Genomic DNA, 25,543 nt, shown 5'->3' with positions numbered 1-25,543 from the left:
TTATTTAGTCTTTCGTTGGGACAATGTACGATCCTGCGGTAGATTGTGAACTATTGGTTTGAGACGTTGGCTGCTGTGTTTGCGGTTCAGACTGGCGGAGGTTGCGTAACCGTTCGCGTAGTCTTTCTTGTGTTTGTGGTGTCGGTGTTGGCGCGTTGCTACTTCTTCGCGTCGCGGCTGGGCGTTCATCACGACGCGATCGCCGTCTTGGTTCAGGTACAGTCGCTTCTTGTTGGTAACTACGGCGATAACGTCGGCGAGGACGATTGTTGTTGAAATCAGAATTATTTTCTGGAAAATCTCTGCGCGATCGAGATCTTCTCACTAAAGAAACTCGCTTGGGCTTGATTGGCTGGGCTTTGATACTACCTTTGCGCCCTGCTAAATTCGGACGTTCTGGAAAATCTTCAACTGGCATCTCTTCTACAGCTGCCATCATGAATTGTCGCCAGGTAGCAGCAGCAGTCCCGCTGTTTCCCCGAGTTGGTTCATTGTTATCGTTACCAAGCCAAACTCCGGCAACAAGTTGCGGGATATAACCAACAAACCACAGATCGCGCGATTCATCCGAAGTTCCTGTTTTTCCAGCAACGGGACGGTTTAAAGATGCAGGGCGTCCAGTACCTGCTTGTACCACATTTTGTAGCATCCATGTTGAAATCGCGGCACTACCAGGGTCTAGCACTCGCTTGGGCTGAGGTGTTGTAGTATAAAGAACTTCCCCACTGCGATTGAGAATACGGCGAATTCCGTGCGGTTCTACGTGCATCCCTTGCGTTGCTAGCGTTCCGTAGGCGCTTGTCAGTTCGAGTAAATTTACCTCAGAAGAACCTAATGCTAGCGAGTACATTGGTCTCAACTCTGATTTGATACCCATTTGGTGCGCAAGTTTAATCACTGGATCGAAGCCAACATCGATCATTACCTTAACTGCGACCGTGTTAATTGAGCTTGTGAGTGCATCGCGCATTGTTAACCAACCGCGAAACTCGCGGCTGTAGTTTTGCGGTTCGTATCCTTCGACAATGAACGGAGCATCTTGGTAGGACTTATAAGGAGATAAACCTGTGGCGATCGCCGCTGTGTAGACGAATCCTTTGAATGTCGAACCTGGTTGGCGCTGTGCTTGAGTTACGCGGTTAAACTGATTTTTGCCAAAATCCTTACCGCCGACTAACGCCCGAATTTCACCATTACGCGGATTAATCGCTACCAAAGCAGCTTGCTCAAAGTTCTGCCATCTACCGTTATTCGCAACAGTGTTTATTACTGCGGTTTCTGCCGCATTTTGCCACTTTGGATTTAACGTTGTCTCAACAATTAGGCCACCCGCTTCGATAACTTCTGGCGCAACGTACTTTGGTAATTCCTTTTGAATATAACTCGTAAAGTAGGGGGCGGTTACTTCAAGACGTTTTGGCGAACTAGGATTGATATTAATTGAAGTTGCGATCGCGGCTGTGGCTGTCTCAGAAGTCAAAACTCGATCTTCACGCATTCGCTGCAACACTAAATTACGCCGCTGTTGTGCTGCTGCTAAATTTACCGAGGGCGAGTAGCGACTTGGTGCAGGTGCTAAACCTGCAATCAGCGCCATTTCTGGTAGCGTTAGCTGATCGACTGATTTACTAAAATATACCGAAGCGGCATCGGCAACACCATACGCGCCTTCTCCCAAATACACTAAATTGAGATAGCGCTCTAAAATTTGCTCTTTTGTCAAATTTGCTTCAATTTTTTGCGCTAATCGAATTTCTTTCAGCTTGCGCCATAGCGTGCGCTCTTGATTTAGAAACAGAATCCGAGCAAGTTGTTGTGTAATTGTACTACCGCCTTCAACAACATTTGCCGAGCGTAAGTTAGAAACAGTTGCCCTGGCAATTCCTTGATAATCAATGCCATTATGCCGATAAAATCGGCGATCTTCTGAGGCAATAAATGCTTGAATTAACGGTTTAGGGATTTCTGCTAACTTGAGTTGTTCGCGCGTTGCTGGTCCAGATTGTTGCAAGATAGTACCATCAGCAGCTTTAATCGTTAAAGTCCCTTCGCGCACTACCGTAAACAATTCAGCAGTTTTTGGTAAACTCTGCTCAATGGAAAACGCTATTCCTCCTAGGGCGATCGCACTTCCACCAACACCTACTAGCCAAAGCAATTGACGGCGGTGCCATGGTTGTTTGTTAATCGCAGGAGAAACCAATTGACGCGGTAGTTGCTTGATCTGAGTCAGAGTCTGAACAACTTTCCGGCGGGGAAGTTGCTTTTGCCTAGGCGGTTGCTTGCGGCTGGGATTGCTCTTTTTTGCTGATTCAGTGTTACTGATTGTGTCTTGTTCCTTGAACCAGGGCATATTCGGCACGTCACTTCCTCGCTTCACTCCACTTCAAATGCAGCCCAGTATTACTTTTACTCTTGCCTATTTTACGACTTGCTGGAAAGTACAATTTTTACTCTAACAACTGAAATCTCTTGAGTGCGGTTAGGAAGTAGCATAAATCTTTACTCAGTGTACATCTAATATCATCTCCGGTTAAATAACCTTTCTTTGTGGTTAATAACTAGTAACGAGTTGTCATAGCAAATTAAGTTAGCATCCGTGTCCAACTCAAAGAACCTTGAATACCAAGTTTTCTGTTCCTGAAAGGTTATGTCATTACAACACAACTAACCACTAAACCTCCTGCATGAAGGCTTGAGGAATAAATTTGCAGCTAAACAAACAATCTATAGCAGAGGTCAGGGTTGAAAATCAGTTAGGGTAATAGTTATTCATACCTTCAATGTCCTCACTATCCCGACGAGACGGCTAGATCACTGTGAACTTATTGATAAAAGTCTTGCTTCAGTGTACGAAAGTACACTTTGCTTGAGTAGCCGCTGACTTCAATCAGAGGCGTTTGTGATTCATGCAAGAAGTCTACTAGTCACCATTTTTATCGTCACTAATTAACCAGATTTAATATAGGAAAGCTTTTGATTATAGATGTTTGGGGCAAGCCCATCGCTCATCTTTCCGAGGTGATTAGAGTTAAAAATATATGTATTGAAGGAAAATCGAAGTTGAATACGAACGCGCTATGTGCGATCGCAATTGGCAGTAATTTAGGAGACTCGCGCGCCACGGTAAAAGCTGCATTAGACACGTTAGCAGCGACACCAGACATCGCCTTAATAGCTCAATCAAGTTGGTATCAAACTGCCGCCGTTGGTCCCCCGCAACCAGATTTTATTAATGGGTGTGCGGTGTTACGGATACAAATGTCTCCACAATTACTGTTAGAAACTCTGTTGTCGATTGAAGCTCAATTTGGTAGGGTACGACGCGAACGTTGGGGACCGCGATCGCTTGACCTGGACTTATTGCTTTATGATGATTTAATTCTCGATACTCCCACACTGCAAATTCCCCACCCGCGAATGCGTGATCGCGCTTTTGTGCTAGTACCTTTAGCCGAAATTGCCTCAAATTGGATCGATCCTGTATCGGGTAAAGCGATCGCTGAACTCGTTCAAGCTGTAGACTGTTCTGGTGTTGTTCGTATTTGATTTGAAAGCACACTCAGCGGTAAATTTATATTCCCTAGCCTCTAACCTCTGACCCCTAAACTCTCACTTATGCCATCAGGTAAAGAACCCCCACAACTACTCAAACAGCGCCTTTACTATCGCGGACGCAAATTTGATTTTGAAGTCAGTCGTCTGCGCCTACCCAATCAAGCCGAAGGAAACTGGGAATGTATTCGCCATCCAGGAGGTGCTTTAGCTGTACCTGTCACTTCTGAAAGGAAGCTGATTCTTCTCAAGCAATATCGTTTTGCCGTACAAGGACGACTTTTAGAGTTTCCAGCAGGAACCATAGAACTCAACGAAGAACCTTTCGAGACAATTCAGCGGGAAATTCAAGAAGAAACAGGCTATCGCGCGCACAAGTGGCAGAAACTGGGACAATTTTTTCTAGCACCAGGCTATTCTGATGAAGTCATTTATGCTTTTTTGGCACAAAATCTAGAACTACTCGACAAACCGCCGCATCAAGACGCTGATGAAGATATCGAAATTGTTTTGATGAGTCCACAAGAATTGGAACAAGCAATTTTAGACGGCGAAGCTGTTGATGCCAAATCGATTTCTAGCTTTTTGCTCGCAAAACCATTTCTAAATTAACATATCTAGCATCAATGATGAAGAAGCAGGAAAGCAAAAGTTTCTATAATCCTAACTCTGTGAGTTCACCTTCATAGACTTCATTGATTAAGCCGCGAATTTATTCGCCAGGCTTCCCATACAGGAGATAATTATGTCGCTAAAGTGGCTAGAATGGTCACAAAAATTACAGGCGATCGCCCAAACCGGACTCACCTATACTCAAAGTCCGTATGATATCGAGCGATATCAGCAAATTCGTCAGATCGCGGCTGAAATCATGGCAACTTATGCTCATGAAACTCCAACCTATGTTTACGACCTATTGAATAAAGAAGAAGGTTACGCAACTCCGAAAGTAGATGTCAGAGGTGTCGTATTTCATAACGATCAAATTCTCTTGGTTCAAGAACGCGAAGACGGCTGCTGGACATTACCAGGAGGATGGGTTGATGTCGGAGAATCACCAAGTCAGGCAGTCATTCGCGAAGTTTATGAAGAGTCGGGCTATCAAACACGAATTATAAAGTTGTTAGCACTTTACGATCGCAATCATCCGCGTCATAATCATCCACCCCTGCGACATCACGTTTACAAACTTTTCTTTCAATGTCAAATCAGTGGTGGGAATGCAGCAGAAAGTACAGAAACAGCAGGCGCAGCATTCTTTAAAGAGCAAGAAATTCCCGAACTTTCCCTAACACGCGTTGTTCCTTCACAAATTTCGCGCCTCTTCGCGCATTATCGTCATCCTGAATGGCAACCCGATTTTGATTAGCAACATACCCATCTCACAGCAGAACATTAGTTGTAGAGTAGACTTTCAGCCTGCCCGATTGATGCAAAATCTAAATCAACTCATCTAAACTATTAGTACAAAAGAACTATTATTAAGCATTAAATGTCTGACCTCATTTTATTTTGGCATCGCCGTGACTTACGCATAGCGGATAACACTGGACTTGCAGCCGCAAGAAAGCAAAGTCAAAAAGTTGTAGGAGTATTTTGCCTCGATCCGAATATTTTAGAACGCGACGACGTAGCTGCTGTACGCGTAACGTACATGATTGGGTGTCTGCAAGCCCTGCAACAGCGATACACCGAAGTTGGCAGTCAACTCTTAATTGTGCACGACAATCCAACACAAGCAATTCCCAGACTCGCAGCAGCACTCAATGCTCAAGCAGTATTTTGGAATTGGGACGTTGAACCGTATTCGCAAAAGCGCGATCGCACGATTATCGAAGCTCTAAAAGAGAAAGGAATTCAATTTTTACACGAAAATTGGGACCAAATTCTTCATTCTCCTGACGAAATTCGCACTGGTTCTCACCAGCCTTACACCGTATTTACTCCGTTTTGGCGTAACTGGAGCAGTAAATCTAAAGCTGAACCTGTCGCAACGCTACAAGGTATCACAGGCTTGACAGATACAGAACGCGACATTGCCCAACAAGCAGGCGTTATTCCACTTCCTACAGCCAAAGATTTAGGATTCATTTGGGATGGCGATTTAGTAATTGCGCCAGGAGAAGCAGCAGCCCAAGAAAGGTTAGCAGAATTTAGCTATAAAGCAATCACCGAATACAAAGAACAGCGGAATTTTCCTGCGGTGAATGGTACATCGCAACTTAGCGCTGCGCTTAAATTTGGCGCGATCGGCATTCGTACAGTTTGGGCAGCAACGATCGCCGCATTAGAAAATAGCCGCAGCGACGAAACTGATACGAGTATCCGCGCTTGGCAACAAGAACTCGCATGGCGGGAATTCTACCAACACGCAATGTATCATTTTCCTGAACTAGCAACAGAAGCTTATCGCAAAGATTTCAAAAACTTTCCTTACGAAAACAACGAAGAACTTTTTCAAGCTTGGTGCGTCGGTAAAACTGGCTACCCAATTGTTGATGCTGCGATGCGTCAGATGAACGAAAGTGGCTGGATGCACAACCGCTGTCGCATGATTGTCGCAAACTTCCTCACCAAAGACTTGTTAATCGATCCGCGCTTGGGCGAAAAATACTTTTATCAGCGACTCATTGATGGTGACTTATCGGCTAACAACGGCGGTTGGCAATGGAGTGCATCAAGTGGTATGGACCCCAAACCTGTACGCATCTTCAACCCTGCCAGCCAAGCCCAAAAATTCGATCCTGAAGGCGAATACATCCGCGAATGGATACCCGAATTGCGTTCGGTAGATACCGAATATCTACTCAGTGGTGATATTCCAGCACTCGAAAGAGAAGCCCTTGGCTATCCGCTACCAATTGTCGATCACAAACGACAACAAAGGCAATTTAAAGCAATCTATGCACAGCAAAAAACGGTAATGGGAGGTTAATCATTTCTATAACAAACTTTTTCATAATCGCTACTTGTAAGTCGGCTGATATGTATTGAAACGATGTGAGAGAATGAGTCATTAGGTAATAGAAGGATGTAACGTTTACCAATTACCAGTTACCAATCACCGATTACCACAGTGCTGCGAGGATCAAAGTGAAAGTTTTAGTTGTAGGTAGTGGAGGGCGCGAACACGCGATCGCCTGGAAATTGTTGCGATCGCCGCAAGTTGAACAAGTCTTCTGTGCGCCTGGTAATGGTGGAACGGCAATTCTAGACCGCTGTCAAAATCTGCCATTCAGTGTTGAAGACTTTGCCAGTATGGGCGAATTTGCGCGATCGCACAACATCGATCTTGTCGTCGTAGGTCCTGAAGTTCCCCTAGCATTAGGAATTACAGACAATTTACAACGCCTCGGCATTAAAGTTTTTGGTCCTACGCGTGCTGGCGCACAAATCGAAGCAAGTAAAGCTTGGGCAAAAGCCTTAATGCAGGAAGCCAAAATCCCTACTGCCAAAGCTGCTGTATTTCATCACGCAGCCGCTGCTAAAGACTATGTAAAAGCCCAAGGCGCACCGATTGTGGTCAAAGCTGATGGTTTAGCCGCCGGTAAAGGGGTGACAGTTGCCGAAACGGTAGCGCAAGCCCACAGCGCAATAGACGCCATTTTTCAAGGGCAATTTGGTGCAGGCGAGTTTGTCGTTATTGAAGAATGCTTGGTTGGTCAAGAAGCCTCAGTTTTAGCGCTTACCGATGGTTTAACGATTCGTCCGCTATTACCTGCACAAGACCACAAACGCATTGGCGAAGGTGATACAGGAGAAAATACAGGCGGTATGGGAGTCTATGCGCCTGCACCGATTGTCACACCAGAGTTGATGGCAGAAATTGAAGCAAAAGTTTTACAACCGGCGATCGCTACGCTCAAAAAAAAAGGTATTGACTATCGCGGTGTCCTGTATGCTGGCTTGATGATTGCCCCCAACGGCGATTTTAAAGTTTTAGAGTTCAACTGTCGCTTTGGCGATCCTGAAACTCAAGCAATTTTACCGCTACTCGAAACTCCTCTCGAAGAGTTATTACTCGCTTGTGTAGAACAGCGATTAGAACAAATGCCGCCGATCGCATGGAAATCCGGTGCATCAGCTTGTGTCGTCATTGCTGCGGGTGGCTATCCTGGAAGCTACGAAAAGGGAAAAGTCATTTCTGGTATCGACTTTGCAGAAGCATTAGGCACAAACGTCTTCCATGCAGGTACCAAATTATTATCAGACCTCGTGACTGATGGCGGTCGAGTTCTCGGTGTTACGGGAATTGGCGAAAATTTTGAGCAAGCGATCGCACTTGCTTACAGTGCAGTTAATTGTATTCAATTTGAGAAAATGTACTATCGGCGTGACATCGGCTACCGCGTCCAATCAAAAGCTGTTAATTTTTAGTTGTTAGGTTTTAACAGAAGCCACAACTAACAACGTATAGAAGATGCTAGCTTTACTGAAGAAAATTCGAGAGGCGATCGCCCATTGGTGGTCAGAGTTCACGCTCCAGACTAAGCTAATGGCTGCTGCCACGTTGGTGGTTTCCTTAATCATGAGCGGTCTCACCTTTTGGGCAGTCAACACGATTCAACAAGATGCCCGTCTTAACGATACTCGCTTTGGTCGCGATCTTGGTCTATTGCTGGCATCGAATGTCGCTCCCTTAATTGCCGAAGATAATTTAACTGAGGTTGCCCAGTTTTCACAACGCTTCTACAGCAGCACTTCTAGCGTTCGCTATATGCTCTACGCAGATGAATCGGGCAAAATCTTCTTTGGCATTCCTTTTTGGGATTCAGAAGTTCAAAACTCCTTGACAATCGAACGCCGCATTCAACTTCCCGATGACTACGCTGCCAATTCAGAATTACCTATGGTGCGGCAGCATCGCACGCCTGATGGCGTTGTGACAGATGTTTTTGTCCCCTTGACGCACAACGGCACTTATTTAGGCGTTTTGGCAATCGGCACGAATCCCAATCCTACTGTCATTACCTCATCAAATCTCACGCGGGATGTCACGATCGCCGTATTCATCTCAATTTGGGTCATGGTAATTCTTGGTGCAGTGTTTAATGCACTGTACATTACAAAACCAATCAAAGAACTCCTCGTAGGTGTGAAAAACATTGCCGCCGGAAATTTCAAGCAGCGAATTGACTTACCCGTCGGCGGCGAACTCAAAGAATTAATTTCTAGCTTCAATGAAATGGCAGAGCGTCTAGAACGCTATGAGGAACAAAACATCGAAGAACTAACCGCCGAGAAAGCGAAGCTCGAAACCCTCGTTTCGACAATTGCGGACGGTGCGATATTACTCGATACGAATATGCACGTCATTTTAGTCAATCCGATCGCACGGCGAATGTTTGGTTGGGATGGTGCGCCTGTTGTTGGAAATAACATTTTGCATCATTTGCCACCAGTGCTACAGATGGAGTTAACACGTCCTTTGTATCAACTTGTCGCTGGCGAACGCGACAGTGCTGAATTTCGAGTCTCGCTCAATCAACCGACAAATCGTACGATTCGGATTCTGTTAACAACGGTTCTCGATCAATATCGCGAAAGTCTTAAAGGTATCGCGATGACGGTGCAAGACATCACGCGCGAAGTTGAACTGAATGAAGCGAAAAGTCAGTTTATTAGCAACGTCTCGCACGAACTGCGAACGCCTTTATTTAACATAAAAACTTATATCGAAACTTTACACGACTACGGTGCAGAACTCGGCGAACAACAGCGCCGCGAATTTCTCCAAACAGCCAACAATGAAACGGATCGCCTGACCCGCCTTGTTAATGATGTTTTAGATTTGTCGCGCTTAGAATCGTGTCGTATTTATCATTTTGATGCGGTAGATGTCGCGCAGGCGATCGACCAAACGCTGCGTAACTATCAGTTAAATGCTAAAGATAAAGGAATTGAATTAATTCAGGAAATTGAACCTAAGCTACCTCCTGTACTCGGCAACTATGACTTGTTACTACAAGTATTTACAAATCTAGTCGGTAACGCTTTGAAATTCACAAATGCTGGTGGCAAAGTTGTTATTCGTGCTTACTTAATAGAGAATACAAAAACAAAGCAAAGCTTGCTACGGCTCAATTCGCAGCCACTTGCTGGAAAAGTCCGTATTGAGATTTCTGATACGGGTATGGGCATTGATCCTGAACATCAAGAGAAGATTTTTGGTCGCTTCTTTCGTGTAGAAAACCGCGTTCATACTCTCGAAGGAACAGGATTAGGGCTATCAATTGTCAGAAATATTATCGACAAGCACCATAGCAGCGTACACTTAGTTAGTGAGGTTGGCGTCGGCACAACTTTCTGGTTCGACTTGGCAGTGTTTCAAGCAGCAATTTTAGAGAATCCATCGAGCGTTACAGCTGCGGATGGTAACTAGCGTAGCAAGGGTCAGGTGTCGTGAATACCGAAAATCAAATTACAGTAGGCAAATTGGAGTGGTTTTATCGTGAAAATAAACCAATTCAAAGTATAGATAAGCCACCTGTTGTTTTACTTCATGGTATTCCTGCCCAAAGCTACAGTTGGACGGCAATTATGCCAACTCTTGCCGAAAGAGGATTTCGTGCGATCGCCCCCGATTGGATTGGATTTGGTCTTTCCGCTAAGCCTGATAAACGAGATTTTGCTTACACGCCTGATGCTTTTATCACTGCATTAGCAGAATTTATTCAAGCCTTAGAAGTTTCGCGGTTTTCCTTAGTTGTGCAGGGTTTTTTGGGTTCGGTTGGTTTGCAATACGCTTTACGTAATCCCCAGCAAATTGAACGCTTAGCGATTCTCAATGCACCAATTTCTCCTAACGCTAAACTCCCTTGGAAGCTGAAACAACTCGGATTACCATTTATGGGTGATATGCTCACGCAAGACCCCCTATTAGTTGACCGTACGCTAGAAAGTGGTAGCCGTTATCAAATCGGTGAACAAGATTTGAATATTTACCGCAAGCCTTTTCTGACAAGTTCAGCAGCAGGGCGATCGCTTTTGGCGACTATGCGCAATCTTCAACTTCAACAATCACTCGCAGAAATTGACTCGGGCTTACGCAAGTGGCAACAACCAACAATGGTTATTTGGGGAATTAAAGATCCTTGGCTTGCGATCGCTGATACACAAAACGCAGTCGAGTCTTTAAAAAATGTCGAACTCGTCCAAATACCTGAAGCCGGACACTATCCGCAAGAGCATTGGTCAGAAAAAATTGGCGATCTATTGCAATTGTTTCTCCGTCGTACTACGTAATAGTTTTGTGCGTAAGTCTACAAAGGCCGATAGAGTTCATCTAGTAGCGAATAAATTCGCGATCATATTCAGGCTCGAATCTGCGTGGTATGTGTTGTAGGGTAAAGGTTCATCTCTTGTATAAATGCTCTTTTCCCAATTAATGCCACGTCGTTTAATAATGAAAGTGATAATCAATTACAAATAGCTAATATTCCGTTCAAGAATAAATATAAATTATTTATTTGTTAGAGATATTTTCTTAATCAAATCTTTAAAGAATTTAGATAAAAACTCAATAATGTTTTATTTTTATCCGCAAAATGCTTGCTAAATTACTAGTAATTCTCTGTATAGAATCCCTAAAATCTCCTTGTTTAGCAAAATAAAGTGAAAAAATCAATAACTTATAAAGCCAAGCTTACAAGGATTTAATTCTGCTAGCTCTAATTTCATCAAGTAGATATACAAGTCTGCTAAAACTTTCATGTCTCAAATTATTAGAAATTTGAGAATTGATTTACCTATCTGAAAAATATGTCATACAATTTAAAGCTACTAGAAAGCTTTAGTTCAAATATATTTAATACTTCTCTAGTTTCAGAACCAAACTCATCAGGCATACCATACAATACAACTTCAGAACTTACTGAACCAGTAATATACAGAAACAACAGATCGAGTAGCTCAGCAACTTATTCTCCTGATGTTTCTAACTTACCTACTCCGACATATTTAAGCTCTTCCCAAGATAATTTATCAACTCAGATAATTACAGACCAGGAAATTCAAGAAAATACATACTCAGCTTTTAATAACTATCCATATATCACAAGTGACGCACCGAATAACAATAATAGCGATCCATTAGCCACGACAAGTATTAATCCTATCTTTACCAAATTTAGTGTATTTGATGCTTCGGGAGACAATACTTTAAATAGCGTCTTTGAAAGTGGAGCTTTACGTCTCAACTATAATTTAGACAACATTTTTTCTTTATTAGATGTACGTCTAGAAGCCCTAAAAGGCAATAGTGTTGTATCAACTCTGGGAACTTGGAATCAAGCTAACTTATCGAATGAGTTAATTAACCTCGCCAGCTTTTCAAATTTTACTGGAGATAGTTATCAACTGCGTGCAGTAGCTCGTACTACTGACGGTCAAGAGTTTGCTTCTGCTTCTCAAGCTATAAATGTACTATCTTGGAACCGAATTAATGGCTCTTTTAAGGGTGAAATTATTGACTATACAGCAGACTTAGGGACAGGTGCCGTTATTATTGGACGCGGCGGTACAGATACATTAAACTTGTTTGAAATTTCTCCTTCTAGCATTACTAGTATTAATGGTATGAGCCTCGCTGATTTTAATCCGTTGTCTGGTTCAACTGCTAATCAAGCAATTTTTGGAGGTACAACCTTCGATTATATAAATCTTGCTGATGGTCGAGAAATTTACTTACAAGGTATTGAAAGATTGCGCTTTTCAGACTCCTCAATCTTTGAACTACAAGTACGCACTAATGATACTTTCTTCGGTTCTCAATGGAACTTACATATATCTGATGTAAGTAACGCATGGCGCTTTACTCAAGGGGCTAGCAATGTCTTACTAGCTTCTTTAGATACAGGAATTTTGACAGCAGCCGGTGCTAGCGGAGATATTGTTGATATTGCAATAGATCGCTTAATTACTGATCCTAGTGATGATGACAACTTTAATAACTATGGACATGGGCATTCTGCAATAAGTATCATGTCTTCAATTGCCAATAATTCCTCTGGGATTGCAGGAATTAACTGGAATAGCAGTGTGTACGTGAATGACGTATACAGAGGTGTATCTTTACAGCAAGCGATTCAAGATACTATTAGCTATGCACGAGCTAGAAATCAACGAGTTGTTTTCCAAGGCGGAATTCAAGGAAATTGGTTTAATAGTGGTGGAACGCGCGAACAACTTGAACAATTAATTCGAGATAACTCTGACATTGCTATTTTTGCGATCGCAGCCGGTAATGGTGGTCCTAATGGCAATCTTTCCGATCCTAATTACTTAACAAGCGTGAGTGGTGTTGCGCAATTAGAAACAACGCATGACAATGTTATGTCAGTTGGCGCACTACGGAACACAAGTGCTACAACGATAGTAGATGGCTTGACTAATGCTTCTTCTGTCAATCTTGCTAGTTACTCTAACCGTGGTTCTAATTTGACATTAGTAGCAGCAACCGATTCTCCAGCAATTGATAAATTCGGTAATATGCGCTTTTTTGGCGGAACCTCTGGCGCTAATCCTAACTTAGCTGGAATTGCTTCCTTGGTGTGGAGTGTCAATTCCAGCTTGACAGGAGGGCAAGTACGTCAGATTTTGATTGATACAGCAATGGATTTAGGAGCAGAGGGACGAGATAATACTTTTGGTCACGGATTAGTCAATGCAGATGCTGCTGTGCGTCGTGCAGTAGCACTCCAGCGTAGTGCTGACTTAGCAAATCTCTATTCTGGTTGTTCCATATTTGTGTAGGATAGCAGGGGTTAGAAACTAGGAGAACTTAAGAGAAGTGTAAGTGTTAAGTTATAAGTTATCAAAGCCGCTTCAACTTAAAGGTCGAATAATTGTTTAGAGACTACATAACAGCAAAAACTTTGATACCCGTTTTTAGAGTTTTTTATTTTAAAATTAGATGACTGCCAATTAACAGTTATACATGAAAAGATTTAATAGAAAAGGAATGCGATCATGGACAGACATCTAAGCTCGCTATCTCTTCTTGGAATAGTTTTTGTATCTGCTCAATCTCCTGAACTTGACACTATGACTTTTTGCACTCCTAGCATAGAACCTGCAATTACAGTAACAGTTTCTGATGCTCAAACAAATTTACCACTAGAAGCTAAAGTTGTTGTTCAAAAACAGAACTTCCAAGAGGAACTTCAACTGAGCAGTGTAACACCAGCAGGACAATTTATATATGGAGGAGTGTTTGAACGTCCTGGAGTCTATACCGTATCAACATCAAGCGATGGTTATGAAACTTCTGTCTTAGAGAAAGTCGAGGTAACTCAAGGTGAATGCCACGTACTCACTCGTCATCTTCAAGTTCGATTAAAACCCGTTAAATGCAACTAAATACCATTACTAACTTAACTATAACGTTTCTCTAGAATTAACAAATACGTTATTGAAAGTAGTAATATCCAACAAATCGGGAAATTTATATTTTTAGAAGTACTGCTAAGCGATAAGCAGCTTGTAGAATTCAACAGCACTCATGCTTTTCTAAAATATAATTTAGATGCCAACGATTTGTGACCAAGTTGTTAATACAAAAACACTTAAAGTAACAACTGCTAACGCTCCCTGAATTAAATTTCCTATCAAAGAACCGACGACAATTCCTACTCCAGCTTTGACGGCTAGTTGCAAATTGTGTTGATAAAGATATTCCCCTATAATCGCTCCAAGGAATGGTCCGAGGAGAATACCGAGTAAAGGTCCACCGAAGGGTAAAGTTGGTAATAAGCCTAAAAAGCCTAAGATTAAACCGACAATTGCGCCTATTTGTCCCCATTTACTTGCACCAGCACGTTTCGCACCCCAGTAGCTTGCTAAAAAATCAATTCCGATACTCGCAAGCAACACAACGATCGCAACCGTGAGGGGTACAGCAATACTACTCAACGAGCCTTGGAGAACTCCCCAAATAATAATAGCTATTAAAATTAAACTGGTTCCAGGAATCCCTGGAACCACAGCGCCAATGACACCAACAATCATCAGGGCAACTAGCACCCAATACAGCGTTAACAACATAAAGCTTTATCCAGAGACAGAAGCAACATTTGTAGAGTTCTTGAGCGTGACACTTAATTTATCAGCAATTCCCGCGATCCAATTTTCATCTTGCTTAGTATAGCTACGCGGTGCATTAGCTGCTAAAATCAACGCACCCTCTTGACCAATTGGTTGTACTATTACACCTTGAGTATTCTCTGGCAAGTAATCAAATTCAATCCGTCCTGGGTATATTTTTAAGTCTACTAGGTAAACAGGTTTGTGCTTGTCTAGCACGCGTTGTAAAATTGCCCCTGGTTTGACTTCTGGTTGTTGACCCAAAATACCCCGCCGCAGCAATACTTTACCTTGGTAGAATACGACTAGCGATCGCGTTGCGGTATTTGTTAATAGTAAGTGCGATGCCCAAGCTAGTTCTGTTTTTGCTGGCTCTGGCAATGGTGCAATCTCAAAACCTTCTTGCCCGACTAAACTGACGGTATCGGGCGATTGCGGTATAATTCGCTGCCATAGCAAACCTGTTAATATTAATGTTGCGCTTAGCATAATCCCTAGCGCATCTGCTCGTGCCTGTGAACCCGTTAACTCTGGTGTTAGTAGACGGTTGAGCAGAAGTAATGTTCCTCCTAGCGCACCTACAACAATTGGTAGCAGCCGGAAGAATTGATTTTGGTCTGATTTAGCCATCGTTTAGCAATGAGTAATTAGTTTTTTTTACTTCACTCCTCGCCTGGTTCTATAATGCGTTGAAACAAATAACCCGTACCTCTTGCGGTAAGAATAAGTTCTGGATTACTCGGATCGTCTTCTAATTTTGCACGCAAGCGCGAAATGTGAACATCTACGACGCGAGTATCTACGTGTCTTTCAGGAGTATAGCCCCACACTTCTTGAAGAATCTCTGAGCGCGAGAAAGCTTCACCTGAACGACTTACGAGTAACTCAAGCAAACTAAATTCCATTCCGGTTAATCGAATCCGCTCATCTCCTTTGTAAACTTGCCGTTTGTTAGTATCTATCCGCAGTTGTCCGACGTGAATCACGCCTGAACTTGGAATTCCTGTCACGCCCGTTTTATCGACTCGCCGCAATACCGAACGAATCCGCGCTTCGAGTTCTTTAGGAGAAAATGGTTTGACAACGTAATCATCCGCACCGAGTTCTAAACCTGTGATGCGATCTGCGACATCTCCCAAGGCTGTTAGCATAATGATTGGGACGTCTGATTCTTTACGTAGCTCTTGACAAACTCCGTAGCCGTCTAGCTTTGGCATCATGACGTCAAGTACAACTAAATCAGGTTGCGCTTTCCGAAATGTGTCGAGTGCTTCTTCCCCGTCAGCTGCGGTAACAACGTCATAACCAATCATTGATAGTCGGGTTTCTAAAATACGACGTATGCTTGCTTCGTCATCTACTACTAAGATTTTTTCTTTATGACTTTCCAATCTTCTTCGCGCTCCTTAATTGGATTTTATGAAACTTAATTTTTAGTACCATTAATTTAAAATTTTAGCTGATTTGTGTATTAAAAAATATCGAATTTTGCATCAAAAATTGATTTCAAACTTTTTTAAACTTTCGCTCTAAACATATTTTAACAATTAACAAATAGCCAATGCCAAAGCCTCGAACTTATTACGTATGCAATGAATGTGGTGCAGAGTCTCCGCAGTGGTTTGGCAAGTGCCCTGCCTGTGGAACTTATAATTCTTTAGAAGAACAAATCGAGTCTACAACATCAGCAACTTTACCCAGTCGTGGTGGATTACAACTTACGCGAAGTAATAACAAATCGGCGGCTAAACCAGCTAAACCAAGAGCTTCGCTTACCTTTGCTCAAATTAGCGATCGCCAAGTAATGCGTTGGGTTTCTGGCTATGGCGAACTTGACCGAGTTTTGGGCGGCGGTATTGTTCCTGGGTCTTTAGTACTCATCGGCGGCGATCCTGGAATTGGGAAATCAACTCTTTTATTGCAAGTTTCTAATCAACTCGCACAAAAGTATCGCATACTTTATGTTTGCGGAGAAGAATCAGGACAACAAGTAAAGCTGCGCGCTTCGCGTTTAGGAGTTGCGAAACCAGTTAATGACTCAAGTAATGACGAGGCAAATATTAATTTACCACAGCCTAATTCACCGGCAACTGAAATCGCTGTTGGTGCCGATTTGTATGTTTTACCTGAGACAGATCTTGAAGAAATTTTAAGAGAAATTGACTCGCTTAAACCGAATGTTGCTGTCATCGATAGCATTCAAACAGTTTATTTCCCCACACTAACTTCAGCACCTGGTTCGGTTGCACAAGTACGCGAATGTACCGCAGCTTTGATGCAAGTTGCAAAACGCGATGATGTGACAATGTTAATTGTGGGTCATGTTACCAAAGAAGGTGCAATAGCAGGACCTAAAGTTTTAGAACATTTAGTCGATACTGTTTTGTATTTTGAAGGCGATCGCTTCGCCTCGCATCGACTTTTAAGAACTGTTAAAAATCGCTTTGGTGCAACGCATGAAATCGGCATCTTTGAAATGATTGATCGCGGTTTGCGCGAAGTTCCGAATCCATCTGAGTTATTTTTAGGAAATCGTGACGAACCTGCACCAGGCACCGCGATCGTTGTCGCGTGCGAAGGAACGCGCCCGATTGTTGTTGAGTTGCAAGCTTTGGTAAGTCCCACAAGCTATGCTTCCCCGCGCCGATCGACAACGGGTGTCGATTACAACCGTTTGTTACAAATTCTTGCTGTTTTAGAAAAACGTGTTGGTATTCCGCTATCTAAGCTAGACAGCTACGTTGCTTCGGCGGGTGGTTTGAGTGTTGAAGAACCTGCTGTAGATCTTGGTGTGGCGATCGCTGTCGTCGCCTCGTTTCGCGATCGCGTCGTCGATCCAGGGACAGTTTTAATCGGTGAGGTTGGCTTGGGTGGGCAATTGCGAGCAGTTTCGCAAATGGAACTCCGTCTCAAAGAAGCCGCAAAACTGGGTTTCAAGCGCGCGATCGTTCCCAAAGGGCAAAACCTCCCTGATGTCAATTTGGAAATCATTCCTGTCGCAAAAGTTCTTGATGCAATTATTGCGGCTATTCCTCCGCAACACCTGCAAGACTCGGTTTTACTTGATGAAGAGTCATGAAAAAGGAGTCAGGGTGATTTTCTTAACCTTGACCTCTCTCAATTATGAAGTCCACGTAGGCGGACTTCGTTGTTAAGCTGCAACTTCAGTCACCAAGCTAAGAAAAAGTTAAATATTGGTTAAAAATAAGTTAACAAATTGACGATATACTAGTTGGTATCGATTAAAATCTAACTACAAGTTGTAGCCACAATCTCAAAAGTTGTCGGCAAAATACGTATTGCCGTTTGTATTGCTTGATGTTAGATCAATAAGGGCGTTTCATAAAACTGGATCTGCGATGGCGAATCAATCTGAATTTCTCTATCCGCGCAGTCGCTACTATGGCAAAGTTAAGCCAGAGAACCTGGTTTTCAATGCCAACCTACAAGAGTTTGCCCAGCGCGTCAGCTACATATGTAATCTAGAAACGGCTGGGAAACTATCCCCCGAAGAGTCTTATAAGCAAATTCATGCGCTTTGGAAAGACCTCAAACGCACGAAAAAGCAACTGGGTATTGGCGAAAATCTCTTTCAAGACGATAGCGAAAATCCGCCCGCGTAAGTGGATGGCTTAGCGTGTTAAGCTAGCTAACTTCTGCGACAACACACTCGCGTAATAATCTTGTAGTTGGCGTGTAGCTGCTCCCCAGCCCCAACGTTCAGCTTCTTTACGGGCATTTTGCCGAATTATTTCACGCTCTTGTGTTTGTTCTAATAAGCGTTGTGTCGCCGCGATCGCGCCTGCATCATCCGCATCCGGCTCGAACAAATAACCATTGACACCGGAAGTCACAATATCAGGAACACCACCTGAATTTGCTGCAACAACCGGACAACCTGCTGCCATAGCTTCTAGTAGTACTAATCCTAGCGTTTCTGTCCGCGAAGGAAAAATAAACGCATCTGCTGACGCAAACGCCGCTGCTAAATCTTTACCAGTGAGATAACCAACAAAATGCGTTGGTGTTTGAGCAAAGTGCTTTTCTAAGGCGTGACGATGTGGTCCATCGCCAACTAAGGCTAAACGCGCTTCGGGAATCGCTGTCAAAATCGCTTTAATCCGCTCAATTTCTTTTTCTGCTGATAAGCGTCCGACATACAACAGCAGCGGCTTTTCAGGATGACCCTGGCTGAGATGCGATCGCATTTCTCTACTCGCCTGATCCGGATGAAATAATTCTGTATCTACACCCCGTTGCCACAATGCTATCCGTTCAATACCATGCGCAGCTAGCTCCTGCATCATCGCTGTTGAAGTACATAAATTAATTTCTGCTTGGTTGTGACCCGTCTTGAGCAATTCCCATAGCAAGCCTTCTAACATTCCCAAGCCATAGTGTTGTAGATATTGTGGCAAATGCGTATGGTAGGAAGCGACTAAGGGAATTTTGAGCGCTTTGCCATAAAACAACCCAGCCAAGCCTAAAACGGCTGGATTTACAACATGAATAATATCCGGCTGAAAGTTTTCTAGTGCGTGACCGATCGCAGGTCGAGGTAGTGCTAATTTCAACTCCGGATACAGTGGTAAGGGAAAGCCTGAGACACCATGCACTTTAGCGCCTTTGTACTCTGCAATTCCGCCCTCAGGGGCAAATACCATGACTTGATTGCCGTTACGCTGGAGATGATCGATAGTATGGCTTAAGCGCGTGACAATACCATCGACCTTGGGTAAAAAGGTTTCTGTAAATAAGGCGATTCGCATAGGTTGTAGGTTGTCAGTTGTTATTTTTTGGCTGTCAGTTGTCAGCGATAAGTTACTACTGACCACTGACGATTAACTCCTGACTATCTCCGCCAAGAAACTTTTGGCAGAATTTGGCTGTGGTCAACGCGATGCTGATACTTGACCGCAAAGTTAAGTAACGAATCAAGCAATGCTTCTGAAAGATAATGCGGCTGTAATCCTAAGTTGAGTAAATTTGTGTTTTTGGCGTTGAAGTAATGTTCTTCTTTCTCGATTCTCGGATTATCAATGTTGTTGATTTCGACGCTCAATCCCAACGATTGTCCAGCTTTTTTCACCATTAACGCTAAGTCACCAACGCTAAACTGTTCGGTGAACTGGTTAAATACGCGAAATTCTCCAGGTTGCGCTGGATTTGCGATCGCGAGTTCCACACACCGCACTGTATCGCGGATATCTAAAAAGCCCCGCGTTTGACCTCCTTGACCATAAACTGTCAGCGGATGACCAATGGCAGCTTGAATACAAAAACGGTTAAGCGCGGTGCCAAAAATACCGTCGTAGTCTAAGCGGTTGATCAGCAACTCATCCATCCCTGTTTCTTCAGTCAACACGCCATAAACAACACCTTGGTTCAAGTCGGTTGCGCGCAAGCCCCAAATGCGACAAGCAAAGTGAATGTTGTGGCTGTCATGGACTTTGCTGAGATGATACATACTACCTGGCTGTTTTGGATAAGGTAGTGTGTCTTTGCGTCCATTGTGTTCAATCGTGATATAGCCTTCTTCAATATCGATGTTTGGCGTACCGTATTCACCCATTGTTCCCAACTTCACTAAGTGACAGTCAGGAAACTCGCGCATCGCGTACAACAAATTTAATGTTCCGACGACATTGTTGACTTGGGTTAAAACGGCGTGTTCGCGGTCAATCATCGAAAATGGAGCCGATCGCTGTTCGCCAAAATGAACGATCGCATCTGGTTCAAACTTATGTAGCGCCTGATTCAGAAAATCGTAATTGTTAATATCACCGACAAATAGGTCGATCGATTTTCCCGTCAAATCTTGCCATCGCTGTAGTCTTTGTTTGATCGGCGCAATCGGAGTTAATGTTTCTACGCCTAATTCCAGATCCCAGTACCGCCGTACCAAGCTATCTAGAATGCCAACTTCGTACCCTTGATTAGAAAGGTACAGTGCGGTTGCCCAACCGCAATAGCCATCGCCACCAATAACCAGGACTTTCATCTTCAAACTGTGCTAACTCGCTGATCTTCGCTAAATCTATCAGGTTTGTGACCCCTATAAACCACTAAATGTAGAAGTCATCACCAGGATGAGAAAGCGCTAATACGCAAATAGGTCTCTCAACTTGTGTAGCTACTGTGTTGTGGAGGTATGCGCTCCACTACCGTAACTAGTATCACCCCTACATTTAGAGCTTAGGAATCGCAGATCGATGTGAGAATGCTTAAGCTTAGCAAACTTTCTGACACCGAATCCTTAACTTTTACCCTAGCTATTTCCTTCGCGTTAAACATTAAGATATGTAACATTATTGACGTTAAAACGCTTTGCAGTCTTGACAACTAATGATAGAGTCGATAACGTAATATGCATACCCGGGTAAGACCACTCAAAAGTTATATGCAAGCTAAGCAAAAAGTTACTTTATATTTGTCGCCAGAATTGCATCGAAAACTCAAAATTCGAGCCGCAATCGACTCAGAACCAATGTCCGACATTGCCGAAAAAGCTTTAATCTTCTATCTCAATCATTCTGAAGTAGTAGAAGAGACAGAAGCAAACCACGGCAGAAACCATCGCTTATACAACTGCCCTGAATGTGAAACGGCACTTGTTATGCGAGACGGAAAAATGGTTCCGGTAGGCGAACAACCTGGAGTTCGGGAAGAAGTACCCGTCGAACAGGTTGCACAAGTGGAAGCAAGTCCGCAAGGTGAAGAACTAGTTCCTTGCTAAAGACTTAATCCGAGGTGAATTTGTATCAAGCGTCTGTCTGCATCAACTAAGGTTCCAAGTAGGTCGTCGGCAATGAAAGAAGAGCTAAACGTCTTAATACAAGCTCAATACCCTCTAATCTACCTTGTGACCTCCGAGGAAGAACGGGCTGAGCAGGCAATATCGATGATCGCCCAAACGCGACCCCAACGGCGAATCTTTGTCTGGACTGTCACCCACGGTATTGTTGAGTATGGTCAACCCCGGAATATTACGCAACACAATACCGTGTCGCCAGAAGCCGCGATTGAATGGGTAATCCGCCAACGCGAAGCAAGCATATTTATTTTCAAAGATTTACATCCTTTTATTGATTCACCTGCAACAACACGATGGTTAAGAGATGCGATCGCCAGCTTCAAAGGCACGCAGAAAACCATTATTTTGATGTCGCCATTACAGCAAATCCCCATCGAGTTGGAAAAAGAAGTCGTCGTTCTTGACTTTGCGCTCCCCGACATGACTGAGCTTAATGATGTGCTATCTCGGCAGTTGGAGCAAAGCCGAAACCGGCGGTTAAGTACCGAGGCAAGAGAAAAACTTCTTAAAGCAGCTTTGGGTTTAACGCGCGATGAAGCTGAGAAAGTTTACCGTAAGGCTCAGGTTTATACTAAAGGTCAACTGACCGAAAACGAAGTAGACATCGTTTTATCGGAGAAAAAGCAGCTAATTCGCCGTAACGGTATTTTGGAATTTATCGAAGAGGACGAAACTCTAGAGGCTGTTGGTGGCTTAGAAGAACTCAAACGGTGGCTAAAACAACGCTCGAACGCCTTTACTGAAAGAGCGCGCGAGTATGGACTACCTCAACCTAAAGGAATGTTAATTCTCGGTGTCCCTGGTTGTGGTAAGTCACTTATTGCCAAAACAACATCTCGACTCTGGGGTTTACCACTACTCCGTCTTGATATGGGTAGAGTTTATGACGGCTCAATGGTAGGTCGATCCGAAGCTAACTTACGCAATGCCTTAAAGACAGCCGAATCGATTTCACCAGCAATTCTCTTCATAGATGAACTCGATAAAGCCTTTGCTGGTGGTACCGGATCTGCTGATTCAGACGGCGGAACATCAAGTCGAATTTTTGGTTCGTTCTTAACCTGGATGCAAGAAAAAACTTCTCCAGTATTCGTAATGGCAACCGCCAACCGAGTTGAACGTTTACCAGGTGAATTTTTAAGAAAAGGTCGTTTTGATGAAATTTTCTTTGTCGATCTTCCCAACGCTGAGGAGCGTAAAGAAATTTTCCAAATCCACCTTGTCAAGCGTAAACGAGACATTTCGCGATTTGACCTTGAACAACTTGCCAAAGTAGCTGATGGCTTTTCAGGTGCAGAAATCGAGCAAGCATTAGTTGCTGCGATGTACGAAGCCTTTGCGCAAGACCGCGAGTTTACGCAATTAGATATTATTGCTGCGATTAAAGCGACGTTGCCCCTATCGCGCACCATGACCGAACAGGTCACAGCCCTCAGAGATTGGGCTAGGCAGCGTGCCAGACCCGCAGCAGCCTCCGTTGCTGAGTATCAGCGAATGGAGTTTTAAAAGCTTTCTCCTGCTACCAACAGGAGCAAAGGCTAGCAAATGCTAGCAGTTTAGTCAAAAGCCGCGAATACAAACTTCCCAAAAGGCTCGCGGTTCCATCTGATCCCAAACGTTGTTTTTCTCAATTTTCCCTTTAGGAGGAAACTAAAATGTCTCACTTTAGCACCCTACGCACCAAAATTACTGATGTAGAAATCCTCAAGGCTTCTCTACGCGACTTGGGTATTACTACCAAAACTGAAGCCGATGTACGCGGATACAATGGTCAGCGTGTTCGTGCCGACTTAGTTGCAGTATTAGAAGGTGAGTATGACCTTGGTTGGTCTCGCAATAGCGATGGTTCGTTCGATTTGATTGCTGACCTTTGGGGCGTTGCTAAGAAGCACAATCAAACTGAGTTAATCAACTCAATTAACCAAAAGTATGCTGTTAACAAAACTTTAGCTGAAGTTAAGCAGCGTGGTTTGCAAAATGCCAATGTTAAGTTGGTATTGCAATAGTTTATACAGCGCGTTCCCAAGTATGCGGGTTGACCAAGAATTGTGAGGTTAACCCTTTTTTATTACGTTAACCAACATTAAAGAAAGGGTAGAAATTTCTACCCTTTTATTATGAAGTATTAACAACTAAGAACTAACCAATCACAAAGGTTACTTTTTCTTTCCAGTCAAAGCTTCGAGGAAACTCTTAGAGTTTTCTTCAACTGATGTTGCCTGAGCATTTTCTGGACGACTCATTTTTTCTGCGTCAGCAGCACCTTGAATTTCGTTAAGACCTTCATTGGCTTTAACTTGCGTTTCTTTACGAGAGTAGGGATCGTCTAAAGCTGCTTTCTGTGCTTCTTTTTCGATTGCTGTCAGATTCGCCTCACCTTGCTGGGGCGCGGATGGAGCAGCATTAGGTTGTGGAGTCTCTGTACCACTTAAAGCAGGTGTAGCACTGGATAATACTAGAAAAACACAAGCACAGATAGCTATCAAAACACGGGCTGGACGCAAAGCAGAAAATTTGAAACGAATAGAGCGCATACCAAGTTTCTCCTGGTTATAGCAATTGACCATTAATTAGGTTATTAACAGGATAAGACTAAGCAGAATCCTATACAACTACTTGTAGTTGTATCGTGAAATGTTCATTTAGATACATCTACAGCAAGATAGATATGTTAATCACCAAGTGGAAGCCTAAAAATGAGTTAAAAAGTCTACTTTTGGTAGTAAAGGATCTTGCACAATACCGACACCGACAAAACCCCATCTTTGAAGTAGGCTTTTAACTTGACTACCAGCAACTGATTCTACAGCAAATTGCTCTGCTACGTCTGCACCATGCGTATTGAGATAGCTAAGTGCGTCAAAATCTTCGCGAAACATTAACAAATAGCCATCTTTTTTTGTCGTTTCAGTCGCAGTTTGAGGGTGAGCAACAAGATAACGTCCGTCGGCTCTGGAGCGGATTAAATAATATATTTGTGACATAAGCAGAAAACCTCAGGAGCTATCTGAGATTATTTTTAACTCCTGACTCTAGTTTCATTTAATTAATATTCTCTAAACGAATTCTGGGATCTACGACTTTGAGGAGCAAATCGGCAATCAAGTTACCGACAATGAGCATCACCGCGCCCATCGTTAAGCTTGCCATGACGAGATACAAATCTTGTGCTAAAACCGCTTGCAGAATTAAGCGCCCCAAACCAGGCCAATTAAAGAAAAATTCGGCAATAAATGCACCGCTCAATAAACTAGCGAGTTCAAAACCGAGAATTGTAATTAATGGGTTCACCGCATTGCGTAACGCATGAACATAGATGACACGGTTTTCTGGCAAGCCTTTAGCGCGCGCCGTTTGAATGTAGTCTTGTCGCAAAACATCCAATAACTCACCCCGCGTGATGCGTTGCAAACCCGCAAAACTGGTGATGCTTAATGCGATCGTGGGCAGGATCATGTGCCAAGCAACATCCAAAATTCTGCCAAATGGCGAAAAGTCAGCATGGTTAATACTTGTCATTCCACCCACAGGAAAGAGGGGCGAAGTATTTTGGGCAAAAATGAGAAGTAAAAGCGCAGTGATAAAGCTAGGAAAACCTTGTCCTGTGTAGCTGATAACTTGTAACAAGCGATCGCTCCAATGATTTTGTTTGACTGCGGCTACAATTCCCAGCGGAATGGCGATCGCCCACGTCAGAACGAGAGATGCGATCGCAAGCAACAACGTTGCACCAACTCGCTCCCACAATAACGAAGCCACCGAGCGTTGATAGACGAAACTTGTGCCAAAATCGCCTTGCGTCACGATCCGCCACAGCCAACGTCCGTACTGCTCGATCCACGAGCGATCTAAACCAAACTGCTGGCGTAGTTCCTCGATGCGTTCGGGCGAAATTTGCGGATTTTGCCTTAGCGTGTCGAGATAATCGCCAGGAGCCAACTGAATAATAAAAAACGAAAGTGCTGATGCGAGTAACAGCGTTAGCAGTGCCTGTAGTAGCCGCTTAACGACATAAACAACCGTTTCGCTATCAAATAACCGATTCAGCCAGCCCCAACGGGCAATCGCAGAAACCTTACTCGAAGTCATAAT

23 protein-coding genes are annotated in these 25,543 nt (G+C 43.5%); 14 read left to right on the top strand and 9 right to left on the bottom strand.

Annotated features, from left to right (window positions below; translation table 11 throughout):
- Nucleotides 1-4: 4 nt before the first annotated feature.
- Entirely contained in the window at nucleotides 5-2,353 is a 2,349-nt protein-coding gene (locus NIES1031_RS17495) for a transglycosylase domain-containing protein (RefSeq protein WP_073550789.1), read from the bottom strand.
- Nucleotides 2,354-3,063: 710 nt separating this feature from the next.
- Between NIES1031_RS17495 and folK the strand changes: the two genes are divergently transcribed.
- The 9 genes from folK (at nucleotide 3,064) to NIES1031_RS17450 (ending at nucleotide 13,914) form a co-directional block, all read left to right on the top strand.
- The gene (gene folK, locus NIES1031_RS17490) at nucleotides 3,064-3,549 is read left to right on the top strand and encodes a 2-amino-4-hydroxy-6-hydroxymethyldihydropteridine diphosphokinase (protein WP_073550855.1); all 486 of its coding nucleotides are present in this window, start codon (nucleotides 3,064-3,066) and stop codon (nucleotides 3,547-3,549) included.
- Between the two features lie 69 nt (nucleotides 3,550-3,618).
- Entirely contained in the window at nucleotides 3,619-4,167 is a 549-nt protein-coding gene (locus NIES1031_RS17485; RefSeq protein WP_073550788.1) for an NUDIX hydrolase, read from the top strand.
- 133 nt (nucleotides 4,168-4,300) lie between these two features.
- Nucleotides 4,301-4,924, top strand: coding sequence for an NUDIX hydrolase (locus NIES1031_RS17480; RefSeq protein WP_073550787.1), 624 nt, complete (start codon nucleotides 4,301-4,303; stop codon nucleotides 4,922-4,924).
- Between the two features lie 123 nt (nucleotides 4,925-5,047).
- The gene (locus tag NIES1031_RS17475; RefSeq protein WP_073550786.1) at nucleotides 5,048-6,490 is read left to right on the top strand and encodes a cryptochrome/photolyase family protein; all 1,443 of its coding nucleotides are present in this window, start codon (nucleotides 5,048-5,050) and stop codon (nucleotides 6,488-6,490) included.
- A gap of 158 nt (nucleotides 6,491-6,648) precedes the next feature.
- On the top strand, nucleotides 6,649-7,932 hold the full coding sequence (gene purD / locus NIES1031_RS17470) for a phosphoribosylamine--glycine ligase (protein WP_073550785.1): 1,284 nt from the start codon (nucleotides 6,649-6,651) through the stop codon (nucleotides 7,930-7,932).
- Between the two features lie 43 nt (nucleotides 7,933-7,975).
- Nucleotides 7,976-9,937: a two-component system sensor histidine kinase NblS gene (gene nblS / locus NIES1031_RS17465; protein ID WP_073550784.1), complete on the top strand. Its 1,962-nt coding sequence runs from the start codon at nucleotides 7,976-7,978 to the stop codon at nucleotides 9,935-9,937.
- A gap of 20 nt (nucleotides 9,938-9,957) precedes the next feature.
- Nucleotides 9,958-10,800 (top strand): alpha/beta fold hydrolase, encoded by an 843-nt coding sequence (locus NIES1031_RS17460; RefSeq protein WP_073550783.1) that lies wholly within the window; start codon nucleotides 9,958-9,960, stop codon nucleotides 10,798-10,800.
- A gap of 516 nt (nucleotides 10,801-11,316) precedes the next feature.
- On the top strand, nucleotides 11,317-13,308 hold the full coding sequence (locus NIES1031_RS17455) for a S8 family serine peptidase (protein ID WP_073550782.1): 1,992 nt from the start codon (nucleotides 11,317-11,319) through the stop codon (nucleotides 13,306-13,308).
- Nucleotides 13,309-13,599: 291 nt separating this feature from the next.
- On the top strand, nucleotides 13,600-13,914 hold the full coding sequence (locus NIES1031_RS17450) for a carboxypeptidase-like regulatory domain-containing protein (RefSeq protein WP_073550781.1): 315 nt from the start codon (nucleotides 13,600-13,602) through the stop codon (nucleotides 13,912-13,914).
- Nucleotides 13,915-14,076: 162 nt separating this feature from the next.
- Here NIES1031_RS17450 and NIES1031_RS17445 read toward each other — a convergent pair whose 3' ends face one another.
- Genes NIES1031_RS17445 through rpaB form a run of 3 tightly spaced genes read right to left on the bottom strand, consistent with a single transcriptional unit; the run spans nucleotide 14,077 to nucleotide 16,028 of the window.
- A complete protein-coding gene (locus NIES1031_RS17445; protein ID WP_073550780.1) occupies nucleotides 14,077-14,598 on the bottom strand; it encodes a DUF456 domain-containing protein in 522 nt (173 codons plus the stop codon).
- 6 nt (nucleotides 14,599-14,604) lie between these two features.
- Nucleotides 14,605-15,267: a cofactor assembly of complex C subunit B gene (locus NIES1031_RS17440; RefSeq protein ID WP_073550779.1), complete on the bottom strand. Its 663-nt coding sequence runs from the start codon at nucleotides 15,265-15,267 to the stop codon at nucleotides 14,605-14,607.
- 32 nt (nucleotides 15,268-15,299) lie between these two features.
- Nucleotides 15,300-16,028: a response regulator transcription factor RpaB gene (gene rpaB, locus NIES1031_RS17435; protein ID WP_015187602.1), complete on the bottom strand. Its 729-nt coding sequence runs from the start codon at nucleotides 16,026-16,028 to the stop codon at nucleotides 15,300-15,302.
- 170 nt (nucleotides 16,029-16,198) lie between these two features.
- On the opposite strand from rpaB, the gene radA reads away from it, so the two are divergent.
- Together radA and NIES1031_RS17425 are read left to right on the top strand one after the other, a co-directional pair.
- On the top strand, nucleotides 16,199-17,716 hold the full coding sequence (gene radA / locus NIES1031_RS17430; RefSeq protein WP_073550778.1) for a DNA repair protein RadA: 1,518 nt from the start codon (nucleotides 16,199-16,201) through the stop codon (nucleotides 17,714-17,716).
- Nucleotides 17,717-17,996: 280 nt separating this feature from the next.
- Complete coding sequence (locus NIES1031_RS17425) at nucleotides 17,997-18,260, top strand: DUF7219 family protein (protein ID WP_073550777.1); 264 nt, start codon at nucleotides 17,997-17,999, stop codon at nucleotides 18,258-18,260.
- Between the two features lie 9 nt (nucleotides 18,261-18,269).
- Here NIES1031_RS17425 and NIES1031_RS17420 read toward each other — a convergent pair whose 3' ends face one another.
- Together NIES1031_RS17420 and NIES1031_RS17415 are read right to left on the bottom strand one after the other, a co-directional pair.
- Complete coding sequence (locus NIES1031_RS17420; protein WP_073550854.1) at nucleotides 18,270-19,406, bottom strand: glycosyltransferase family 4 protein; 1,137 nt, start codon at nucleotides 19,404-19,406, stop codon at nucleotides 18,270-18,272.
- Between the two features lie 83 nt (nucleotides 19,407-19,489).
- On the bottom strand, nucleotides 19,490-20,638 hold the full coding sequence (locus NIES1031_RS17415; protein WP_073550776.1) for a UDP-sulfoquinovose synthase: 1,149 nt from the start codon (nucleotides 20,636-20,638) through the stop codon (nucleotides 19,490-19,492).
- A 399-nt stretch (nucleotides 20,639-21,037) separates the two neighbouring features.
- Here NIES1031_RS17415 and NIES1031_RS17410 point away from each other — a divergent pair, with 399 nt between their 5' ends.
- The 3 genes from NIES1031_RS17410 (at nucleotide 21,038) to NIES1031_RS17400 (ending at nucleotide 23,457) form a co-directional block, all read left to right on the top strand.
- The gene (locus NIES1031_RS17410) at nucleotides 21,038-21,373 is read left to right on the top strand and encodes a slr0373 family blue light stress response protein (protein ID WP_073550775.1); all 336 of its coding nucleotides are present in this window, start codon (nucleotides 21,038-21,040) and stop codon (nucleotides 21,371-21,373) included.
- A 72-nt stretch (nucleotides 21,374-21,445) separates the two neighbouring features.
- Entirely contained in the window at nucleotides 21,446-22,957 is a 1,512-nt protein-coding gene (gene ycf46, locus NIES1031_RS17405; protein ID WP_015187596.1) for a stress-responsive protein Ycf46, read from the top strand.
- A 149-nt stretch (nucleotides 22,958-23,106) separates the two neighbouring features.
- Nucleotides 23,107-23,457 carry a DUF1257 domain-containing protein gene (locus tag NIES1031_RS17400; protein ID WP_015187595.1) on the top strand — a complete coding sequence of 117 codons (351 nt, stop codon included), beginning with the start codon at nucleotides 23,107-23,109 and terminating at the stop codon, nucleotides 23,455-23,457.
- A 150-nt stretch (nucleotides 23,458-23,607) separates the two neighbouring features.
- On the opposite strand, the gene NIES1031_RS17395 is transcribed toward NIES1031_RS17400, so the two are convergent.
- The 3 genes from NIES1031_RS17395 to NIES1031_RS17385 all read right to left on the bottom strand — a co-directional run bounded on the left by NIES1031_RS17395 (nucleotide 23,608) and on the right by NIES1031_RS17385 (nucleotide 25,540).
- On the bottom strand, nucleotides 23,608-23,985 hold the full coding sequence (locus NIES1031_RS17395; RefSeq protein ID WP_073550853.1) for a low temperature-induced protein: 378 nt from the start codon (nucleotides 23,983-23,985) through the stop codon (nucleotides 23,608-23,610).
- Nucleotides 23,986-24,141: 156 nt separating this feature from the next.
- Nucleotides 24,142-24,435 (bottom strand): hypothetical protein, encoded by a 294-nt coding sequence (locus NIES1031_RS17390; protein WP_073550774.1) that lies wholly within the window; start codon nucleotides 24,433-24,435, stop codon nucleotides 24,142-24,144.
- Between the two features lie 58 nt (nucleotides 24,436-24,493).
- Nucleotides 24,494-25,540: an ABC transporter permease gene (locus tag NIES1031_RS17385; RefSeq protein ID WP_073550773.1), complete on the bottom strand. Its 1,047-nt coding sequence runs from the start codon at nucleotides 25,538-25,540 to the stop codon at nucleotides 24,494-24,496.
- Nucleotides 25,541-25,543 lie beyond the last annotated feature (3 nt).

It is taken from the genome of Chroogloeocystis siderophila 5.2 s.c.1, from assembly GCF_001904655.1.
Classification (GTDB): Bacteria; Cyanobacteriota; Cyanobacteriia; order Cyanobacteriales; family Chroococcidiopsidaceae; genus Chroogloeocystis; species Chroogloeocystis siderophila.
This window is presented reverse-complemented; position numbering and strand designations above follow the sequence as displayed.

Bases quoted from the DNA above. Each gene is read 5' to 3' on its own strand.
- NIES1031_RS17495 (WP_073550789.1), bottom strand. From the start codon at position 2,353: ATGCCCTGGTTCAAGGAACAAGACACAATCAGTAACACTGAATCAGCA.
- NIES1031_RS17485 (WP_073550788.1), top strand. From the start codon at position 3,619: ATGCCATCAGGTAAAGAACCCCCACAACTACTCAAACAGCGCCTTTAC.
- NIES1031_RS17480 (WP_073550787.1), top strand. From the start codon at position 4,301: ATGTCGCTAAAGTGGCTAGAATGGTCACAAAAATTACAGGCGATCGCC.
- NIES1031_RS17475 (WP_073550786.1), top strand. From the start codon at position 5,048: ATGTCTGACCTCATTTTATTTTGGCATCGCCGTGACTTACGCATAGCG.
- nblS (WP_073550784.1), top strand. From the start codon at position 7,976: ATGCTAGCTTTACTGAAGAAAATTCGAGAGGCGATCGCCCATTGGTGG.
- NIES1031_RS17455 (WP_073550782.1), top strand. From the start codon at position 11,317: ATGTCATACAATTTAAAGCTACTAGAAAGCTTTAGTTCAAATATATTT.
- NIES1031_RS17450 (WP_073550781.1), top strand. From the start codon at position 13,600: ATGACTTTTTGCACTCCTAGCATAGAACCTGCAATTACAGTAACAGTT.
- NIES1031_RS17445 (WP_073550780.1), bottom strand. From the start codon at position 14,598: ATGTTGTTAACGCTGTATTGGGTGCTAGTTGCCCTGATGATTGTTGGT.
- NIES1031_RS17440 (WP_073550779.1), bottom strand. From the start codon at position 15,267: ATGGCTAAATCAGACCAAAATCAATTCTTCCGGCTGCTACCAATTGTT.
- radA (WP_073550778.1), top strand. From the start codon at position 16,199: ATGCCAAAGCCTCGAACTTATTACGTATGCAATGAATGTGGTGCAGAG.
- NIES1031_RS17425 (WP_073550777.1), top strand. From the start codon at position 17,997: ATGGCGAATCAATCTGAATTTCTCTATCCGCGCAGTCGCTACTATGGC.
- NIES1031_RS17420 (WP_073550854.1), bottom strand. From the start codon at position 19,406: ATGCGAATCGCCTTATTTACAGAAACCTTTTTACCCAAGGTCGATGGT.
- NIES1031_RS17415 (WP_073550776.1), bottom strand. From the start codon at position 20,638: ATGAAAGTCCTGGTTATTGGTGGCGATGGCTATTGCGGTTGGGCAACC.
- NIES1031_RS17410 (WP_073550775.1), top strand. From the start codon at position 21,038: ATGCAAGCTAAGCAAAAAGTTACTTTATATTTGTCGCCAGAATTGCAT.
- ycf46 (WP_015187596.1), top strand. From the start codon at position 21,446: ATGAAAGAAGAGCTAAACGTCTTAATACAAGCTCAATACCCTCTAATC.
- NIES1031_RS17400 (WP_015187595.1), top strand. From the start codon at position 23,107: ATGTCTCACTTTAGCACCCTACGCACCAAAATTACTGATGTAGAAATC.
- NIES1031_RS17395 (WP_073550853.1), bottom strand. From the start codon at position 23,985: ATGCGCTCTATTCGTTTCAAATTTTCTGCTTTGCGTCCAGCCCGTGTT.
- NIES1031_RS17390 (WP_073550774.1), bottom strand. From the start codon at position 24,435: ATGTCACAAATATATTATTTAATCCGCTCCAGAGCCGACGGACGTTAT.
- NIES1031_RS17385 (WP_073550773.1), bottom strand. From the start codon at position 25,540: ATGACTTCGAGTAAGGTTTCTGCGATTGCCCGTTGGGGCTGGCTGAAT.